At 62.2% G+C, this 18,220-nt stretch carries 20 protein-coding genes; 7 read left to right on the top strand and 13 right to left on the bottom strand.

What is annotated here, in order from left to right:
- Positions 1-90 precede the first annotated feature (90 nt).
- From WC698_06375 to rlmD, 4 genes are read right to left on the bottom strand one after another with little or no spacing between them, the layout of a single operon-like run.
- Positions 91-615 (bottom strand): hypothetical protein, encoded by a 525-nt coding sequence (locus WC698_06375; protein MFA6039858.1) that lies wholly within the window; start codon positions 613-615, stop codon positions 91-93.
- Positions 616-619: 4 nt separating this feature from the next.
- Entirely contained in the window at positions 620-1,084 is a 465-nt protein-coding gene (locus WC698_06370) for a 23S rRNA (pseudouridine(1915)-N(3))-methyltransferase RlmH (protein MFA6039857.1), read from the bottom strand.
- A 29-nt stretch (positions 1,085-1,113) separates the two neighbouring features.
- Positions 1,114-1,617, bottom strand: coding sequence for a hypothetical protein (locus WC698_06365; GenBank protein MFA6039856.1), 504 nt, complete (start codon positions 1,615-1,617; stop codon positions 1,114-1,116).
- An 18-nt stretch (positions 1,618-1,635) separates the two neighbouring features.
- Positions 1,636-3,087, bottom strand: coding sequence for a 23S rRNA (uracil(1939)-C(5))-methyltransferase RlmD (gene rlmD / locus WC698_06360; protein ID MFA6039855.1), 1,452 nt, complete (start codon positions 3,085-3,087; stop codon positions 1,636-1,638).
- A gap of 41 nt (positions 3,088-3,128) precedes the next feature.
- Between rlmD and WC698_06355 the strand changes: the two genes are divergently transcribed.
- The 5 genes from WC698_06355 (at position 3,129) to secD (ending at position 9,697) form a co-directional block, all read left to right on the top strand.
- Positions 3,129-3,983, top strand: a complete 855-nt coding sequence (locus WC698_06355; protein MFA6039854.1) for a hypothetical protein — start codon at positions 3,129-3,131, stop codon at positions 3,981-3,983.
- A 128-nt stretch (positions 3,984-4,111) separates the two neighbouring features.
- Entirely contained in the window at positions 4,112-4,915 is an 804-nt protein-coding gene (locus WC698_06350; protein MFA6039853.1) for a hypothetical protein, read from the top strand.
- Between the two features lie 261 nt (positions 4,916-5,176).
- Positions 5,177-6,310, top strand: coding sequence for an NDP-sugar synthase (locus WC698_06345; GenBank protein MFA6039852.1), 1,134 nt, complete (start codon positions 5,177-5,179; stop codon positions 6,308-6,310).
- Between the two features lie 147 nt (positions 6,311-6,457).
- Entirely contained in the window at positions 6,458-7,171 is a 714-nt protein-coding gene (locus tag WC698_06340) for a hypothetical protein (protein ID MFA6039851.1), read from the top strand.
- Positions 7,172-7,240: 69 nt separating this feature from the next.
- Positions 7,241-9,697, top strand: coding sequence for a protein translocase subunit SecD (gene secD, locus WC698_06335; GenBank protein MFA6039850.1), 2,457 nt, complete (start codon positions 7,241-7,243; stop codon positions 9,695-9,697).
- A gap of 25 nt (positions 9,698-9,722) precedes the next feature.
- Here secD and WC698_06330 read toward each other — a convergent pair whose 3' ends face one another.
- From WC698_06330 to nth, 8 genes are all read right to left on the bottom strand, one after another.
- Complete coding sequence (locus tag WC698_06330; GenBank protein ID MFA6039849.1) at positions 9,723-10,325, bottom strand: hypothetical protein; 603 nt, start codon at positions 10,323-10,325, stop codon at positions 9,723-9,725.
- 171 nt (positions 10,326-10,496) lie between these two features.
- On the bottom strand, positions 10,497-10,994 hold the full coding sequence (locus tag WC698_06325) for a dihydrofolate reductase (GenBank protein MFA6039848.1): 498 nt from the start codon (positions 10,992-10,994) through the stop codon (positions 10,497-10,499).
- Positions 10,995-11,087: 93 nt separating this feature from the next.
- Positions 11,088-11,882 (bottom strand): thymidylate synthase, encoded by a 795-nt coding sequence (locus WC698_06320; GenBank protein ID MFA6039847.1) that lies wholly within the window; start codon positions 11,880-11,882, stop codon positions 11,088-11,090.
- A gap of 147 nt (positions 11,883-12,029) precedes the next feature.
- The gene (locus tag WC698_06315) at positions 12,030-13,397 is read right to left on the bottom strand and encodes a putative glycoside hydrolase (GenBank protein MFA6039846.1); all 1,368 of its coding nucleotides are present in this window, start codon (positions 13,395-13,397) and stop codon (positions 12,030-12,032) included.
- A gap of 95 nt (positions 13,398-13,492) precedes the next feature.
- Complete coding sequence (locus WC698_06310) at positions 13,493-14,245, bottom strand: helix-turn-helix domain-containing protein (GenBank protein MFA6039845.1); 753 nt, start codon at positions 14,243-14,245, stop codon at positions 13,493-13,495.
- Between the two features lie 39 nt (positions 14,246-14,284).
- Positions 14,285-15,217 (bottom strand): redoxin family protein, encoded by a 933-nt coding sequence (locus WC698_06305; GenBank protein ID MFA6039844.1) that lies wholly within the window; start codon positions 15,215-15,217, stop codon positions 14,285-14,287.
- A gap of 62 nt (positions 15,218-15,279) precedes the next feature.
- On the bottom strand, positions 15,280-15,777 hold the full coding sequence (locus tag WC698_06300) for a hypothetical protein (protein MFA6039843.1): 498 nt from the start codon (positions 15,775-15,777) through the stop codon (positions 15,280-15,282).
- A gap of 84 nt (positions 15,778-15,861) precedes the next feature.
- Positions 15,862-16,524 carry an endonuclease III gene (nth, locus tag WC698_06295; protein MFA6039842.1) on the bottom strand — a complete coding sequence of 221 codons (663 nt, stop codon included), beginning with the start codon at positions 16,522-16,524 and terminating at the stop codon, positions 15,862-15,864.
- Between the two features lie 157 nt (positions 16,525-16,681).
- On the opposite strand from nth, the gene WC698_06290 reads away from it, so the two are divergent.
- Together WC698_06290 and def are read left to right on the top strand one after the other, a co-directional pair.
- On the top strand, positions 16,682-17,260 hold the full coding sequence (locus WC698_06290) for a 3'-5' exonuclease (GenBank protein ID MFA6039841.1): 579 nt from the start codon (positions 16,682-16,684) through the stop codon (positions 17,258-17,260).
- A gap of 69 nt (positions 17,261-17,329) precedes the next feature.
- The gene (gene def / locus WC698_06285; GenBank protein ID MFA6039840.1) at positions 17,330-17,830 is read left to right on the top strand and encodes a peptide deformylase; all 501 of its coding nucleotides are present in this window, start codon (positions 17,330-17,332) and stop codon (positions 17,828-17,830) included.
- A 13-nt stretch (positions 17,831-17,843) separates the two neighbouring features.
- On the opposite strand, the gene WC698_06280 is transcribed toward def, so the two are convergent.
- Entirely contained in the window at positions 17,844-18,161 is a 318-nt protein-coding gene (locus WC698_06280) for a hypothetical protein (protein ID MFA6039839.1), read from the bottom strand.
- Positions 18,162-18,220: the final 59 nt, after the last annotated feature.

The raw sequence follows: 18,220 nt of genomic DNA, 5'->3' as shown, positions 1-18,220 counted from the left end.
CCGGAGGGGGGGGGGGGGGGGGGGGGGGGGGGGGGGGTAGTAAGAATGAACAATTACTGATGGTACCCGCTCCCCCATTGCATGCCAACGTCATGACAGCAGATGCAAATCCCGGAGCGTATAGCCCCGCTTCGTCCATTCCCCAAACACCTGTAGCAGGAATGGATGCGCGCGATCAATGGCAGGGCCCGCCCCTTTCAAAGACAGTATGGCCTCCCACATGGCATCGTGCGCGCGTCCCGCCTCCCCGTCGGTCGCCTCATTCACCGCGGCACAACATTCGGCAAGCGCTTGCTTCAACACTTGCGTCGTCCCGTCCAGAGCCGTATCGCTATACCCCTGCTTCTTCAGTTCCTCATCCCACCGCGCATTGAATCGATCGTTGTGGACCAAATCGCGATACACCGTCCCCACTTCCCTGCATTCTTCGCCCGTGCTCGGTTCATACTCGCTGTGCAGATATTCACCCAACCACATCCGTCGTAACTGAGTCCTGATATTCTCCATCTCCTGGGAAATCTTCGGCTTTTCCTCCGGCGGATGGAACGTCGCAAGGCGCCCCAGCGTTTTGCACGCTTCGAAGGTTTTGTCGTCATCCAATGGGACTGTTTCCATAGGGTCAGTGATGGTACCCGCTCCCTTTGATGATCTCAATGGCGCGGTAGAGCTGCTCCAGGAACACCGCGCGGCAGAGCTCGTGGGGAAGCGTCATGTCCGAGAGGCGGATGACCTTCCTGGCCGCCTTGCGGACGTCGTCGGAGAGGCCGTACGCCCCGCCGATGACGAATTCCGCGGGGGTGCCCGCGTCGAAGATCTTGCGGAGGAAGGCGGCGAACTCCTGCGAGGTCATGCGCTCCCCCTTCTCGTCCAACACGATGGAATCCCCCTCGTGCTTGGCCATGGCGGAGAGCAGCCGCAGCGTCTCGTCCTTCCGCTGCCGTTCGGGGTCCCGCTCCTTGCCGGCCGCAACCTCATGCACGTCCACGAGGGCGAAGCGCTTGAGCCGTTTGATGTAGTCGCGGCAGCCTTCGGCGATCCAATCGGCGTTGATCCTGCCGACGCAAAGGAGGGTGATGCGATGCACGGAGGGAGCGTAGCGAAGGGGGGTGGGCATCAACAACTCTTCTTGAATACCCCCATCACCGTACACCACGCGTCGTACACGAACTTCCGCACGACCTCGTCGAGCATGGTGAAGAACGCGTCCCACTGCGATGCGGCCTCCTCCGGCAACTTCTGCATGGTGCGCATGAGCCCTATGTCGATGCGCATGACGCACTGTTTCTCCTCTTCCCCCGTACAGGTGACGGCAACGGGATACGCGCCGGCCGTGTACCGGTCTTCCCCCACCGTGGCATCCACGTTGCAGAAGCGCATATTCACGGGATCGCCGGGCAGCGTATCCAGCGGGCCGATGGAGCAGGATCCCGTGCACCGTCCCGTCCAAACGAAGAACTCCGCCAGGGCGTCCCGCCCCGTGCCGTAGCACCGCAAAATCATGCCCACGGGTTCGCTGTAGACCGTGGAATCCTTATCCACGTGCACCGTGAAGCGTGCGGATTGCGCGGCGTGGACATTGCCCGCAAGGAGATGGAAAACGATGAGGAGGAAAAGCACGGTCGTGATCATACTCCTCTATTTCCTCTGCAACAGCGCCACGGTCTCAATATGCGCCGTATGCGGGAACAGGTCCACCGGCTGCACCGTGCGCAACTCGTACCCCGCCTTGAGGAATTCCGCCAAATCGCGGGCGAAGGTGGCCGTGTTGCAGGAGACGTACACCACCTTGTCCGCCTTGTGCGCAATGAGCGCGTCCCTTGCCGCGGGGTGCAGGCCGGGACGGGGAGGATCCACCACGATGGTGGAGAAGGAGTACTTGCCTCCGGCTTTAAGCTGCTGCTGCATCACCTGTTCCACCTTCCCCTTGTAGAAGCTGATGTTCCCGATGCGGTTCTTCCCCGCGCTCTTGAGGGCGTCCTCGATGGCGGAGGGATGGCTCTCCACGCCCACCACCTTCTGGCAGAAGCGCGCCAGGTACTGCCCGATGGTGCCCATGCCGCAGTAGGCGTCCAGCACAGTGTCGTGCATGGTGAGTTCCGCCGCTTCGGCGATGGAGCGGTACAGCTTCTCCGCGCCCAGCGTATTCGTCTGGAAGAAGGAGAAGGGGGAGATTTCGAAGGTGAGGTCGAAGAGGCGCTCGGTGATGGTGTTCTTGCCGTACAGGGTATGGACCTTGGGAAAATCGGGGCGGTCGTGGAGGCCCATGTTCTCCACCACGAGGAGCGAGGCCAGGTTCGCGCGCCCGGCGAAGTACCGGATGAAGGTTTGGAAGAGCGGCTCCAGCTCCTTCTTCCGCGCCTGCAGCAGGAAGCACACCATCTGCTCTTCCGTGTGCACGCCGCGGCGCAGGAGCAGCGTGCGAAGCATGCCCTTCTGCGTCTTGGGGTTGTACACGGGGATCTTGGTCTCCTCCATAAAACGGCGGACCGTACTGAGGAGCATGGGAAGCTGCTCGTCGTAGAGGTGACACTCGGAGACGGGGAGCACCGTGGACCACTGCCCCGGCCGGTGGAACCCGATGCTGGGGTTCTCGTCAAAGTGGATGCGGCGCCCGTTGTTCTCCTCCGTCCGCATGTTCTCGTATCCGAAGCTCAGTTCCATCTTGTTGCGGTAGTGGAACACCTGCGGGCTGGGGACGATGTTCAGTACGCGTCCCGGCAGGTTCTTGCGCTCCGCCTCCCCGATGGGGGTGAGGTGGAGGAGGGTTTCACGGACAATGTCCTCCTTATAACTGATCTGCTTGTCGTAGGGGAGGTTCTGCCAGGCGCATCCCCCGCAATCGTGAAAATGGGGGCAGCGGGGGGGTATCTCCTCCTTCGCCTTCCGCACCACTTTGCGCACTTTGGCTTCCGCATACGAATCCTTGAGCTTCGTGATGACAATTTCCAACATCTGCCCCGGTATGGAATCGGGGATAAAGACGGGCAACGTGCCAATGTGGGTCAGGCCGGAACCGCCAAAGGTGAGCTTTTCCACGGTCACCTGGTGCGCCTGTCCCGGAGCGATGGTCTGGGGGAGTATTGACATCTACCTAAGATTGTAGTATAAATATCACCTTTTGCCCCGTCATGAAAACCTCGTACCTCTTCCGTTTCTGGCTTATAACGATGCTTACAGCGGGAGCATTCCTGCCCCAAAGTGTAGCACACACTACAATCCCTGCAAGGGAAACCCTGCAGAGAACGCAGAAACAGGCCTCCGGGGAAGCGACACAGGGCCAAGCCCATACCGTACGGAACGCCGTCATCACACTGGAAGCCCCTGCGGCGGCACCGGCCACCACGGTGACCACCAAGGACAGCGCCATCAATCCTCTCCAAGCTCAAATTCTGGCGGAACTGGAGGGTTTCCTACCCGCTTCGTGCGCGCAGAAGACGCGCAACATCTTCGTCCGCTACGACCGGCCCGAGAGGAGGGGGCTGGCGGGCAAGACGACGGTGATCGTGAGCGGCAGCCTGCCCCTGCAGGAATTCCGCGCGGTGCTGGTGCATGAGCTCCTGGGGCACGTGAATGACCTCGGTTGTCTGGAAGGCACGCCCAAGAGCGGCGCCAGCGCTTTCCGCGACGGCAACGAAGTGATCTTCAATGACGACCCGAGCACGGCCTTCTACGCCATCTCCTGGACCGCGGCTAAGCAGAAGAGGGAGGACTCCCTCGACCGGGACTTCGTTTCGGGCTACGCCAAGGCCGACGCGTTTGAGGACGTCGCCGAAAGTGTCGCGTTCTACGTGCTTCACCGCGAGGAGTTCAGGCGGAGGGCGGAGGAGAACCCCGTGCTGGCGCGGAAGCTCGCATGGGTGGAGACGTACGCCCTCCCCTCCGCGCAGAGCTACGCCCTGAGCACCTACGTGTGGGATGCGCGGAACATCCCGTGGGATATCACCTTGTTGCCCTACGTGTGGATGGGACCGTCGAAGACATGAGGGGGTAGGGAGTAGGCGGTAGGGAGTAGTACATCAATACGGGATAAACGGAGTCATTGCCCAGATTTTGGTACCCCCAACAACCTACCACCTACTCCCTTGCTCCAATCTTCCCTATACTGCATCCGATGCATTCACGATCAGTGCTGCTTCTCTGGTTCGCCTCGGACATCGCCCTCTTCATCCTCAGCTACGCGCTGGCGTACTTCTGGCGCGTGGGATGGATCCTCTCCACCGATTTCCCCTTCACCCAGTACATCGCCGTCGCCACGCTGGTGGCGCCGGTGTGGCTCGTGGTGCTCATTTCCACGCGCATCTTCCACCTCACCCGCAGCCAGTGGACGCGCAGCAGCTTCCTCTCCATGCTCTACGCCAACATCGTGGGGAGCGCGCTCTTCGCCCTCACGTACTACTTCCTCTACGGCCTCTTCTTCAGCCGCCTCCTCCTCATCGAGGCGCTCTTCCTCTCCACCGTCATCCTGCGGCTCTGGCATTTGGCGTTCCAGCAGATCAGCCGCTCCATGCTGTGGCGCGCCCCCGCCTTCCCCACCCTCATCGTGGGAGTGACAAGGGAATCGCGCCAGCTCATTACGCTCCTCTCCCGCAGGAAGAACCCGCTGCGTCCCGTGGCCGTGCTCGACGGCAGGGGAGCGAAGGAGAAGGACATCGCCGGCGTCCCCGTGCTCGGCAAGCTGGACAAACTGGAGGAGACCCTCCGCGAGAAGAGGATCACGCACCTCATCCAGTGCAGCGACTTGGAACAGTCGTTGAACCTGCTGAGCGCATGCCGCCAGCACGGCATCACGTATCTCCTCCTCCCCTCCGTGTTGGGGGTGATAGAGAAGGACGAGCGCGTGACGTCTCTGGAAGGCTGGGCAGCCACGATGGTGCGTCCCGATATCCCTTGGTGGAAAGGGTTGTTCCTCCCATAAATACAAATAATCGATGAGGGTGGTTGGCGCGCCGCGGGGGGTGAAGGGGAAGGCCCTGCTTCGACATGGCCTGCCGACGAGTCAGCCCCGAAACCTTGCAGGGGCTGACGAGGAGGCACAGGGCCGGGTGGAGGGGAGTTCGGCGCGCCGGCGTTTTGGCTCCACCTTTTCCGCCGGGAAAAGGTGGAAGAGAAAACAGCAATCAGATCGCTATGAGAGAGAATGTGGCAGTGATGATGGTTACGGATATACTGCTCCAAGATGCAAGCTTTCATTTTAGCCGGCGGCTTCGCGACAAGATTGTGGCCGTTGACGGAACAGCGCGCCAAGCCGCTGCTCCCCCTCGCCGGCAAACCCATCATCACGCACCTCCTGGAGAGCATCCCCGAGGAGATCCCCGTGACGGTGAGCACCAATGCCGCGTTCGCGGAGAAGTTCGGCAAGTGGCGGGAGGAGTTCTCGCGCCCCGGCCTGGAACTGGTGATCGAGGGGAGCAAGCGCGACGACCAGAAGAAAGGCGCGTTGGGGGCGCTGGCGGAGTGGGTGGAACGGGAGAACGTGCGGGACGACCTGCTGCTCCTCACGGGGGACAATTACCTGGGATTCCCGCTCTCCCGCTTCCTCGCCGCGTACGGTACGGGCACCCCCCTCCTCGCCGCCTTCGACATCCGGGATCCGGAGAGAGCGAAAGCGTTCGGGACGGTGATTGTCGAATCAACCTCCTCCCTACTTCCTCCTTCTGTGCACTCCTCCATCCCCCGGCCCCTTCCTCCGGAGGAGGAAGGGGAGAACACAAACAACAAACATACCCCTCCTCCGAAGGAGGAGGGGCGAGGGGTGGAGGAAAACAACAAACAAGGAGGAAGACCGTGGGAAGAGCGAGGAATGAAACGGGTTATCGGTTTCGAGGAAAAACCTCCTTCTCCCAAGACCACTCTCGTGAGCACCGGTTGCTCGGTGCTTCCCAAGGAAATCCTCCCTGTTGTGCTGGAGTTCGCCCGGGCGCACCCGGACAATGTGGGGGGCTTGTTCGAAGAACTGGTACGCCGCAACATCCGCGTGGATTGCTTCACGTTCACGGAACCCTGGCTGGATATCGGCTCGTTCCACTCCTATCTGGACGCACACCGGTTGCTCGTGGGGGAGCGCCTCCTGGCGGATCCCTCCTCTTCGGTGGACGGGACTTTGTGCACGGGGAGCGTGGCCGTGGGCAAGCGGAGCGCCATCCGCCGGAGCGAACTGCACGACTGCATCGTGTTTGAGGAATGCACCATTGAGGACAGCACCCTCAAGAACTGCATCATTGATGACCGCTGCACGTTGCGGGGTGTTGACCTTTCCAATAAAATGCTGCGTACTGGAACAGCGTTGGAGCTGCCGGCTTTCGGCGGTTAGTCGTCTATACGTTCAAGAAAGCCTGGATAATGAGGTCTGTCCGCTGGAAGCTGAAAGCTGAAAACTGGAAGCTGACCGTTCCAACCTACTTGAACGACCGGTCGCTCCGTTGCACGGTGTACGGAAGTTCCCTAGACTCCACTCGCTATGAAACGCCTCTTTTCCGTCGGCGTGCTCCTGCTCCTCGCCGGATGCACGCAACCCAACACCGGCTATACCATCACCATCCAAGAGACCGGGACGGCGCATGCGCAGGAATTACGGGACGCCGCCGTGCGCGTGGTGGAACGCCGGGCGGAACGGCTGGGCCAGAAGCTGCAGGCGACGCATGTGACCACGGCGGGGGACGACGCCGTCTTGCGCTTCGCCCTGCAGAACACAGCCGTCGGTGAGGTGCTCACGCAGGAACTCACGGCGCCCTTCTCCTTCCGCGTGATGGTGGAGGCATCGAAGGAAGAGGCCGACATCTGGCACGAGAAGAGCGAGAGCGGCTACAAGGAAACCGGCGTCACCGAACAGCACATCAGCTGGATCACCGCCACCGCCACGCAGGACCGCACCCGCGGGATGGCGCTCATCCTCCTCACTCCGGAGGGACAGACCCTGCTCGCGCAGGCGTTCGAGCGGAACCAGGGGAAGCAAATGGCCATCTTCGTGCGCGACGTCCTCATGTCCCGCAAGCGTATCGGCTTGGAGGATAAGAAGGGATCGATCCAGATCGACAACATCCCCAGTCCCCAGGTGGCGTCCATCTTCGCCGATGACGTGAACGTCGGCCTCCACGTGGCCTTCCGCCCCCTCGCTTCTGCAACGAACAACCCTTCGTCTTCCGTTCAATCTTCCCTACCTCCTTCCCCGTAACAATCTCTCGCCTTCTTCGGACTCTTCGGAATCCTCGGAATCCTCCGTCCCCCCTTCGTCCCCTTTCCTATGTCACGCTCCCGCGCTTCCTTCTGGCCTATCGTCACCGTCATTGTCGGTGTCCTCATCGTCCTCATCGCCCTCCCGCAGGAATGGAAGACGTGGGCACCGGGCATCATCCGCACCCCCACCCTGCACTTGGGACTGGACCTGGTGGGAGGAACACAGCTGGATTTCCGCATTTCCGAGGAGGAGATCAACCGGCAGATGGCGCAGCTGGAAAAGGATATCGCCACGCTGGAGGAGAAGAACGCCCCCGCCGCCGACATCAACAAGCTGCAGGCGCAACAGTACAGCATCCAGGAGCAGAAACGCAGCCTGGTGGAGGCCATCCGCACGGTCATCGAGAGGCGCATCAACGCCTTGGGCGTGAGTGAAGCGGTGATCACCCCCTCCTACATCGGAGATGAGAAGCACCTGCTCGTGGAATGCCCCGGCGTGGTGGACACACAGGAGTGCATCAAAATCGTGGGCAAGACCATCCAACTGGAATTCAAGGAGGAATTCACGGAACCCACGGAGGAATTCAAGGAGGAAGTGGTGGCGAAAGCCGACCTGGTGGAGCGCCGCATCACCGAGAGCGGCTCCACGCTGCAAAAGGAAGGGGAGAATGTGGGTACCGCGCTGGGCCTGGTGTACCAGGACAGCCACGCCTTCTACAAAGACACGCTCCCGCAGGGCCTGGAGGACTTGTGGAATAGGAAACCGGGCCAAATGTACCGCCGGGAAGGCAGCATCCGCGTCGCGTCGCAGACGCAGGACGGCGGCGTGGAGGAGGAGGATGTACCGGGCATTTTCCTTGGCGAGGTGGTGCAGCCCCTCACGGAAACGGGACGGACGGTCATGGAAGCGCCGCGCGCGTTCTCCATCCTGGCCGAAACGGAGACCGGCGCCACGTACGCTGTGAAGGAGGATATCCTGTTGGATAACACGCTGGACGCGCGCCTCTTGGGCGCCCTGCGCGGGATGCGTGGAGGGGACCTGAAGGCGGTGGACACGGGTTCCGGGACCGCCCACATTCTCTTCCTTCGCGGTGTCACGCAGGGGAAGGAGGAGGTGGACGTGAGCCATATCCTCGTCGCCTACAAGGGCGCGCAGGAAGCCGCGGGGACCGTGACGCGGACCAAGGAGGAGGCGTTGGCGCGCGCGCAGGAACTCAAGGCGAAGATCGCGACGGGCACGGCGTTTGAGGACGTGGCCAAGGCGGATTCCGACGGGGCTTCCACCAGGACAGAGGGCGGCAAGCTGGGGAAGATCGCGCGGGGAAGCTGGCCGGCTGCGTTTGAGGACGTGGCCTTCGGCATCACGGCGGGCGAGGTGAGCGAGCCGGTGGAGACCGTCTACGGGTACCACCTCATCAGGACGAATGGCCCCGCGCAGAGCACGCCGGATGCGGCCACCTACGATGATTTGTCCATCACGGGCGCCGGTTCCCTCACGCGGGCGGAACTGATCATCGGCAAGTTGAAGCGGGGGGAGGTGCATTCGCGCGAAGAAGCCCTCACACTGCGCTTACTGTTCTTCTCCCTCATCCCTTCGGGCTGGAAGGACACCACCCTGGACGGCAAGCACTTCCGCTCCGCCAATGTCTCCGTGGACCCCGTAACCAACATCCCCGTGGTGCAGATCCTCTTCGATGATGAAGGGGGAAAGCTCTTCCAGGAACTTACGAAGAGGAACGTGAACAAGCGCATCGCCATCTTCGTGGGAGGGGAGCTCGTCTCCGCCCCCACCGTGCAGCAGGAAATCGCGGGGGGGAGCGCCGTGATCACCGGCAGCAAGAACTTCGATGAAGCCCGCACGCTGGCACAGGACCTCAATACGGGCGCCATCCCCGCCCCCATCCACCTCGTGGGGCAGTACACCGTGGAAGCCACGCTGGGCGCCGCCGCCCTGCGCACGTCCCTGCAGGCGGCCTTCATCGGCATCATCATCCTCATGGTCTACATGATCATCATGTACCGCTTCCTCGGCCTCATGGCCGACGTCGCCCTGGCCATGTACGCCACCATGCTCTTCGCCATCCTCAAGCTCCCGCTCCTGCTGTTCTCCTCCAGCTACATCGTGCTCACGCTCGCCGGCATGGCGGGCATCATCCTCTCCATCGGCATGGCGGTGGACGCCAACGTGCTCGTGTTCGAGCGCGTCAAGGAAGAGCTGCGCAAGGGGAAGCTCGTGCGGACAGCCGTGGAAGCCAGCTTCCGGCACGCCTGGCCCGCCATCCGCGACAGCAACGTCTCCACGCTCATCACCTGCGGCATCCTCTTCATCATCGGCACCTCCATCGTCCGCGGGTTCGCCGTCACCCTCGCCATGGGTGTGATGCTCTCCATGCTCACAGCCGTCGTGGTCACCCGCTGGCTCCTGCGCCACCTTGCGCGGACGCCGCTCGGGGAGCGTCCGGAGCTGTTCTGCGGACCCAAGCTGAAGAGGGAAGACGCAGTAGGCGCCGATGTGGCTGCGTAAAGCAAGAAAGCCCGCTTCTCAAGGATTAAGCGGCGTTCGCAAGGGACGCTTCCGCCGCGAACTGCCTCAGTTTGCCCTCGCGCGAGAGTGCCACAAGCCAGTCGGGGGAGAGGAGCGCGCCCACCTTCTCCCGGATGGCTTTGTACTCCGCCGAAAGCCTGTCCACGCTCCGCGCGCTCTGCCGTTCCTGCGCCGCAATCGCCCCCGCTTCGATGAACTCATGGTCCGTGATCGTGGTACCGTCCGTGAGCGTCACCTCCGCGGCGTCGGGTGCCCTCTGCTTGGTGTGGAAGTCCTCGTGAGCCGCCACGCCCTCCGACATGTCGCGGTCCACCACCTTCCCCTCGCCCTCCAGCGACCGCGCATCGAACGTGGCGGAACCCTCCCGACCCAGCATCGCCTGCCCCGCCACCCCCTCCGGGAGTTCCTCGTGAATGGCGCCGGACTTCCCCACGCTCGCCCGAATGTCTTCCGCTGCCTGCTTCAGGTGATCCGCGGTTTCCCGCTGCATCTCCCGTAATCGGCGTGAGCGTTCTTCCAGCCGCTGCGCGAACTCCGCTGCCGATACGCCCCGGGCTTCCTCGGCTTCCTTGCGATAGAGACTTTTGGCGAGTGCGAGTGGTTCCATGCGCGCAGTGTCGCGGACACGGCGGGAGATCTCAATCAGAAAGACTGCGATCTTCCTCCATACCTATTTTATGGCTTCCATTAGCCAAAATTACAGTCTCACGAACCTGACCTCTGGTCTTCCAACGCACTGACCGCTGACCACTCATCGCTGACCGCTGAAAGCCGGCCGCTATGTTCTCCTCTCGTAGGTGAGGAACGTGTAGGCGTGGAGATGATGGGGATCGGACTGATGCTCCTCCCGCGACACCTCCTGCCAATCCTCCGAAGGGAGCTCCGGGAAGAATGCATCGCCCTCGATGACGGCATGGACGCGCGTCAGGTACACCCGGTCCGCAAGGGGAAGGGCGTTCTTGTACGTGAGCGCCCCGCCGATGACGAAGACCTCCTTGGCCCCCAGCTTGCCCTCCGCGTACGCGATGGCTTCGGCGAGCGAGGGGACCACGGTGCTGCCCGGGAGCTTGGCATGGGGATCGTCGCTGATGACGATATTCTCGCGGTTGGGGAGCGGGCGTCCGATGGAACGGTACGTCATCCAACCCATGATCACCGGCTTGCCCTCCGTGATCCGCCGAAAGTGCTGCAGGTCGTTGGGGAGATCCCACGGAAGGGCGTTCTTGATGCCAATGACGTTGTTTTCCGATGCGGCTGCTATCAATGACACTCTCATGATGACAGTATGCCTTCACCATTCCTTTTCCGCTATTAAACAGGAAAACCCTCTGCACATACTTGTGTGGAGCGGGGGAACGCGCGCCGCCCACTACACGGCAATCGGCGCTTTGATGGAAGGATGCGCTTCGTACCCTATCACTTCGATATCCTCGTACCGGAAGGCAAACAGATCCTTCACGTCGGGATGGAGCTTGAGCGTAGGGAGGGGCTTGGGCTCGCGCTTGAGCTGCTCATGCGCCTGTTCCAGATGGTTGATGTAGAGGTGCGCGTCCCCCAGCGTGTGGACGAACTCACCCGCCTCCAACCCCGTGGCCTGCGCCACCATGTGCGTGAACAGCGCGTAGGAAGCGATATTGAAGGGGACGCCGAGGAACACATCGGCGCTCCGCTGGTAGAGCTGGCAGGAAAGCTTGCCCTGCGCAACATAGAACTGAAAGAGGAGGTGACAGGGCGGAAGCGCCATCTTGGAGAGATCGGCGACGTTCCATGCATTGACGATGAGGCGCCGGGAGTTGGGGTTGCTCTTGATCTGCTCCAGGAGGCTCGTGACTTGGTCGTACACTTTCCCGTCCCCCCCCTCCCACCGGCGCCACTGCTTGCCGTACACGGGGCCGAGGTTGCCGTCCTTGTCCGCCCATTCGTCCCAGATCGTCACCTTGTTCTCGTGCAGGTACTTGATGTTCGTCTCGCCCATGAGGAACCACAGGAGCTCATGGAAGATGGAGCGCGTGTGGAGTTTTTTGGTGGTGAGGAGCGGGAAGCCTTTCTGCAGGTCAAACCGCATCTGGTAGCCAAAAACACTGAGTGTCCCCGTTCCGGTCCTGTCGTCTTTCTTCACGCCTTTCTCCAGGACGTGCTTGAGGAGGTCGAGGTATTGGAGCATGGGAATGGATCGTAGCAGGCGGGGAAGCGAGAGGCTATAGGAGACCGCCACAAAGGAAACCGAGGAAACCAAGGAATCCGAGGAATGCCTTGTAAGCCATTGCGCACCCCATTGGTTTCTTTGGCTTCTTCGGATTCTTCGGTTTCCTCACTCCTTACACTCCTCTGGCCGCGACGCCGCCGTCAGCTTCAAGGCTCCGTATGCCGGCGCGTAGTTGTTGTTCGCGTTCCAGAAGGTGAAGCCGCACAAGCCCATGTCGTATACGGCGTCGATCTCGTCGCGGATCTCCGTGGCATCCATGGAGTACGCCTGGATCCAGGGGCGGATTTTCTGCGCATGCTCCGGACCCAGCAGGTCCGCATAGCCTTTGAGCGTGCGCCAGACGAGATAGTAGGGGCGGCTGCGGGGATGCTTGCCGGGGATGTAGTACGAGTTCTGGGCGAACGTATCGGGGTAGGCCATGGGAGAAATGATGTCCAGGAGCGGCGCGAAACGGACAAAATCCTGCCCCAGCGGCTCCATATTGACCGCGTAGTCCCACCCCATGATGGCGTAGCTGCTCATGCCCAGTTTCGCCTGCGGGTTCACGCGGTCACGCAGCTGCTTGGCCATGACGAGGAAGGTTTCGATGCGGTCCGCCTTCTCCTTGCCCGTGAGGCCCGTGTCCTGGGGACGCACGGCCGTGGAGTAGCGGATGTAATCGAAGTTCACCTCGTCGATGCCGCTCACGAGCAGGTCTTCCAGTATTTCCCCGTTGTACGTGAGCGTTTCCGGCGCGGCGGGATCCGACCAACCCAGCCCCAAATCCCACCCCGTCTTGAGGTTCTTCACCCTGGCCTTCGGGACCTGCTGCACGAACACGCCGTCCTTGAGGGCGATGAACCGCCCGATGGTGTAGAGCCCGCGCGCCTTCGCCTCCGCGATGACCGTGGAGAGGTCGTAGGAGGAGATGGCCGTGCCGATCTCGTTGGCCATGGGAGCATCGGTGTGGAAGTAGACGTAACTGCCCTTCACGTCCAGGACCAGGGCGTTCCCTCCTTCTGCCGCCACGCGGTCCATGGTCTGCAGAAGGAAATCGTTCCGCTTGATGCTCCCCACCGTCAGGTACATGCCGAACTTGTTGTCCGCGCGGACGGAGGAGACGGAAGAAGAGGATGAGGAAGGACGGCGCAGGAAGGGCATGAGCTTGAGGAACCCTTTCCCCCTCATGCCGCGCACCGCCGCGCGGTACTGCGCCGGCGTGAGCGGTCCGTGGGTTCCCGCGGGAAGGGCGGGGACGACGGAGGAAGAGGAGGCTGTTGCCGTACCCGCGGAAGAGACGGAGAAGAGGGAGGCGCGGAGGGCAAGAAGGGGCGAGGAGAATGCTTCCACCGGATCCCCGCGGGAAAAAACCGTCATCACCAGGAGGAGCGTGAAGGTCCCCAGGAGGAAACGGACCGACGAGCGGGAGGAGCGCCTCTCCGAAGAGGCGGCCGTCGTGGCGGGGGCCGATTGTGCGGGGGAAGGGTCGGCCATGGCGAAGCGGGCTCACTGTAGAGGATATCAGGGGACTGTGAATGTGAGCTGGAAGATTTGTTGTTGCGGGAGACAAAAGATGAAGGGTGGATACATCAACGTTTCATCTTCGCCGCATACCTCCACGCCATCTCGAACACCTGCCGCTGCGTCTCCGCCACCTCCCTGCTCTCGATGATCACCCCGAACATCTCCCGCGGGGGACCGAAGGAGCAGATGGCCACCTTGTGGTCGTAGATGTTGATCTCATTCGTGAAATCGAAGTCCTTGGCGGGCACCAGCCGTATTTCGCGCAGCCTGCCGCGGTCTTCCCCGTGCACCTTGCGGCCCGCCGCGTCATCGGGGGCGATCCCCCGCAGATGGATGCGGCGCTTCACCCTCTGCCCCACATACTCCTCGTCATACCCCGGCCAGAACCGGCGCACCTCCGCGGAGTTGGCGAAGTTGAGGAGCTCGGTCTTGGCGGTGAGCGTGTCGTCGTACACGTGGCGGATGCCTTCCCACCCCTCGAAAAAGCGCACGGCGGGTTTGAGGAACGCCGCCCCCCGCAGCGACGCGAGTTCGGGGAGGGCGCGCTCCAGAAGATCCACGTTCTGGCGGGCTTCCTGGGCAAGGGCATCGGGGGCGATGGGGGCGTACCACTTCCCCCGCACCTTCTTCTCCATGGTGAAGGAGCCGCGCCGGACCAGCCCCTCGAGGGTGTTGTACGCGGTGATGCGGTTGAGGCCGGTACCCTGCGCGTAATCCGAAGCGGGGGCGGACCCCACTTCCAACCCGTGGAGGTACAGGGAAGCCTCCTTCTCGTCGAACCCGACGGAGCGGAGGAGGGAGGGGAGGTCGCGGGACATGGTGGTAGTGTAGTCATTTCCTACAACACTTCAATCCCCTCATCCGAACGTGAACGCGTACGCTGCCACCCCTTCTCCCCGGAACCGGATGCGGAGGGCATGTTCACCGTACGCCCCCGAGAACAGGGGGTACATGTCCCCATGGTCCACCCGGCACACGCTCACGTCCGTCCCGTCCACGCTCACCGTCGCTTCCGCCGGCCCGCTCCCTTCTTCCCTCTGCAACACCACGTTCGCTTCGCTGCCCAGAAAGCACAGACGCATCTCCCCTTCCGTTGACCGCAGGACCTGCCGCTCATCATCCACCAACTCCCACGTGCCGCCCAGCGCGTACCGGTGGAGGGACGGGAGGGAAGGAGGGGCGTAGGCAAAGGGTCCCCCGGGGGGAAGGGGAGGGGCCCCGGCGAACGCGTGCCAGCTGCGGCTGTTCAAGTACGTTTCCGGCGTCTGGTTGTGCAGGGACCGCATGGGCTCATGGTGGACCGCAGGGGGACGGTCGCGCAGGGGCACGCCCGCCTCCTCCAGCAGGGAACAAATTTCATTCTCCGTCTGTTGGTACCCCCCTTCCCCCGTGTGGAGGGAACGGATGTAGCCTTCCGCATCGATGAGGTACTTGGCCGGCCAGTAGTGGTTGGCAAACGCCTGCCACGTGCCGTAGGCATTGTCCTGCGCCACCGGCCACGTGACGCGGAGACGCCGGAGCGCTTCCGCCACGGCGCGTTCATCCCGCTCGAACTGGAACTCCGGCGCATGGATGCCGATCATCACGAACGATGTCCCTCCGTAGGCGCTCCAGTACCGCCGCAGGAACGGCAGCGTACGTAGACAGTTGACGCAGGTGTAGGTCCAGAAATCCACCAACACCACTTTGCCGCGCAATTCCTTGAGCGTTACCGGCAAGCCGTTATGCCACGGGCCGAGATCCCGGAATTCCGGCGCGCGCGCGAGCCGTGGGAGGGAGGAGATTGCCATAGAACGTTCCATTCTATGGGATCCCCGCCGCCGCACAAAGATATCCGCGGAGAAAGACGCCTTCAGCCGCAGTCCGCCTGCGTGAGGAGTTCGCCGTCACAGGCGTCGTACCAGCCCTCTTGGGGCGTCCCCGCATTGCGGCATTCCACGTTGCAGTTGGCACAGTCGGCGTTCTTGATCAGCCGTGAGCCCATGAACCACCCTATCTCCCCCGAACCATCCGTACGGCAGTAGGGGGCGGTATTGGAGGGGAGCGGTGGCTGTTCCACGCAATCCGCATAGGCGATGATCGCCTGGGAACCGTCCTCGCAGGTTTGGTACCAGGCAGCCTGGCGGGTGCCGGAGTTCCGGCACTGTACGGTGCAGCCCGCGCACGGCCTGTAAACGGTCTTATCCTCTATGGTCCAGCCTTCCTGCGCCGTATTGATGTTGGTGCATGCGGGCTGTTCCCGCGAAGAGAGGCGAACGACGGCGGCTGTGGAATTTTGGGTGACCCACCACACCGCTGCGACGACAAGGAGGACGATGAGGAGCAGAATGCCCCAAGCGCGTTTGGACATGGGAAAGGGAGGGGAAGAAGAAAGAACTTAACAGCCAGTATATTCTCCTCCCCTTATCGAAATGCATTGACAGGGTGGCACGCATCAAGCGCCGTTCTTCGCCAAATCCTCCCTTCCCTTCACCTTCGACGACGGGCACCCTTCCACAAACGGGCAGCGTCCGCAGCGGCGGTCCCTCGCCGTGCAGGTGTCCCTCCCGAAACTGATGAGGAGCGGGTTGAGCTCCCCCCACTTCTCCGGCGGCGCGGCCTTCATCAAATCCAGCTCCACCTTCTCCGGCGTTCTCCCGCGGGAGAGCCCCAGCCGCCGCACGACGCGGAACACGTGCGTATCCACGGCGATCCCCTCGCTCTTGCCGAAGGCGACGTGCAGGATGATCGCCGCAGTCTTGCGGCCCACGCCGGGGAGCGCGAGGAGCCCCTCCATGGTGCTCGGGACTTTTCCGCCGTGCTTCTTGATGATGTCCCGTGCCACGCCGCGGAGGTACCGCGCCTTGGCGTTGAAGTAACTGCACGTGCGTATGTCGTCCCGGAGTTCCGCCGCGGGGACGCGCAGGTACTCCTCCGGCGTCCGGTACTTCTTGAACAGCGTCTCCGTGATGATGTTCACCCGCACGTCCGTGCACTGCGCGCTGAGGATGGTGGCCACGAGCAGCTCGAAGGGGGAGCTGTAAGTGAGGAAGCTCTCGGGGGGGTGGTAGAGCCCTTCCAGGGTTGCGAGGACGCGGGTGATAGGGATTTGATACACAGGAAAAGTATAGAGTATGACGTATAGCGTATTGCGTATGTTCTGGAAGCGGTTCTTTTTGTCACATACGCTATACGAAATACTCAATACGCTATACCTTTACAATGTGAAGCAAAGTCACTCGATCCCCGAACATCCTCCGCTATCATCACCCCCCATGTCTCTCCCCCCCATCACCGTCTTCGATTTGGAAACGACCGGCCTGGAACCCCGGAAGGGGCACCGGATCATTGAGATCGCGGGGGTGCGCATGGAAGGCGGGAAGATTTTGGAGGAGGTCTCCTTCGCTGCCTTCGTGAACCCGGAGCGGGAGATCCCCTGGGAAGCGAAACGGGTGAACAACATCAGCGACGAGGACGTGAAGGATGCACCCACCATAGACGCCGTGCTGCCGCGGTTCCTGGAGTTCGCAAAGGGATCCGTGCTCATCGCCCACAACGCCGCCTTCGACGCGGGATTCCTGGAAGTGGAGAAGGAGTACTGCTGGGGGTTCGTGGAACTCCCCGAGATCCTCTGCACCATGCGCCTCAGCCAGAGCCTCTTCCCCACGGAGTTCCGCCATAACTTGGACGTGCTGGCGCGCAAGTTCAGCCTCCCTCCCGCCGAGCAGCGCCACCGCGCCCTTGCCGATGCGCTCCTCGCCGCCCAAGCCCTGCAGAAGATGTTGGAAGCGGGGAACATCCAGTCCCTGGAGAAGCTGAGGAAGTTGGCGTCGATCAGGCAGCTGGTGGGATAGAAGCTGTCGTAAGGACACGGCATGCCGTGTCCTTACCAACTGCACCCCATAGCTCTATACTGCTCTCTCGTGGCCATCCTCCCCATCCTCACCGGCGAGAACAACCCCATCCTCCGCAAGAAGACGCCGAAGGTGGAACGCGTGACGAAGGAGATCAAGCAGCTCATCAAAGACATGCAGGAGACGATGGAAGGGAAGGGGGTGGGCCTCGCCGCACCGCAAGTGGGCGTGAGCCTGCGCCTCTGCATCGCCACGCTGGGCGGAAAAGTGACGCCGCTCCTCAACCCGCAGATCACCGTGCGCAGCGAGGAGAAGGCCATGGACCAGGAGGGGTGCCTCAGCCTGCCGGATACCTGGGTGCTGGTGCCGCGGTCCGTGGACATCGTGGTGCGGTACCGGGACGCGCGGGGCACGCCCAAGGAGAAGAAGCTCTCCGGCTTCGACGCGCGCGTGGTGCAGCACGAAGTGGACCACCTGGACGGCAGGCTGATCGTGGATTACGTGACGGAGGGCAAAGCCGTCGCCGTTCCCAAAGAGCTCCTCCCGCGTTCGGAGACGGTCATTGAGTAGGCACCCTCTCCCCTCAGGGCAGCAACGACGCCGTGAGCGCCTGGGGCGAGAGGAGGAGCGCCATGCGGACAAACACCGGCGTGGCGTAGCTGATGAACTGCGTTCCCCCGTTGAGGAGGAAGACCATCGCCATGAATCCCAACACCACCGTCGTCGCCAGGAAGAGGAGGAGCACGTTGATGCGCGCGCGGCGGCGCAGTTTCCGGCACCGGGGAGTGGTGCAGGCGGAAAAAGGCGTCACGCTATCCATGCGCGGAACCTGCTGCATCATGAGGACTGCTTTCCTCAGGGAACGCAGGGAAGCGGCGGAAGAGGAAGGGGAGCGGGACATGGTTTGTATCTTGAGTTTTGAGTATATATTACACGAAATCGGCCATTTTCGCAATGTTC

This window comes from Candidatus Peribacteraceae bacterium (genome assembly GCA_041661065.1).
GTDB lineage: Bacteria > Patescibacteriota > Gracilibacteria > Peribacterales > Peribacteraceae > CAIKAD01.
This window is presented reverse-complemented; position numbering and strand designations above follow the sequence as displayed.

Coding starts and splice junctions, on each gene's coding strand:
- WC698_06375 (MFA6039858.1), bottom strand. CDS start 615: ATGGAAACAGTCCCATTGGATGACGACAAAACCTTCGAAGCGTGCAAA.
- rlmD (MFA6039855.1), bottom strand. CDS start 3,087: ATGTCAATACTCCCCCAGACCATCGCTCCGGGACAGGCGCACCAGGTG.
- WC698_06355 (MFA6039854.1), top strand. CDS start 3,129: ATGAAAACCTCGTACCTCTTCCGTTTCTGGCTTATAACGATGCTTACA.
- WC698_06350 (MFA6039853.1), top strand. CDS start 4,112: ATGCATTCACGATCAGTGCTGCTTCTCTGGTTCGCCTCGGACATCGCC.
- WC698_06345 (MFA6039852.1), top strand. CDS start 5,177: ATGCAAGCTTTCATTTTAGCCGGCGGCTTCGCGACAAGATTGTGGCCG.
- WC698_06340 (MFA6039851.1), top strand. CDS start 6,458: ATGAAACGCCTCTTTTCCGTCGGCGTGCTCCTGCTCCTCGCCGGATGC.
- secD (MFA6039850.1), top strand. CDS start 7,241: ATGTCACGCTCCCGCGCTTCCTTCTGGCCTATCGTCACCGTCATTGTC.
- WC698_06330 (MFA6039849.1), bottom strand. CDS start 10,325: ATGGAACCACTCGCACTCGCCAAAAGTCTCTATCGCAAGGAAGCCGAG.
- WC698_06325 (MFA6039848.1), bottom strand. CDS start 10,994: ATGAGAGTGTCATTGATAGCAGCCGCATCGGAAAACAACGTCATTGGC.
- WC698_06320 (MFA6039847.1), bottom strand. CDS start 11,882: ATGCTCCAATACCTCGACCTCCTCAAGCACGTCCTGGAGAAAGGCGTG.
- WC698_06315 (MFA6039846.1), bottom strand. CDS start 13,397: ATGGCCGACCCTTCCCCCGCACAATCGGCCCCCGCCACGACGGCCGCC.
- WC698_06310 (MFA6039845.1), bottom strand. CDS start 14,245: ATGTCCCGCGACCTCCCCTCCCTCCTCCGCTCCGTCGGGTTCGACGAG.
- WC698_06305 (MFA6039844.1), bottom strand. CDS start 15,217: ATGGCAATCTCCTCCCTCCCACGGCTCGCGCGCGCGCCGGAATTCCGG.
- WC698_06300 (MFA6039843.1), bottom strand. CDS start 15,777: ATGTCCAAACGCGCTTGGGGCATTCTGCTCCTCATCGTCCTCCTTGTC.
- WC698_06290 (MFA6039841.1), top strand. CDS start 16,682: ATGTCTCTCCCCCCCATCACCGTCTTCGATTTGGAAACGACCGGCCTG.
- WC698_06280 (MFA6039839.1), bottom strand. CDS start 18,161: ATGTCCCGCTCCCCTTCCTCTTCCGCCGCTTCCCTGCGTTCCCTGAGG.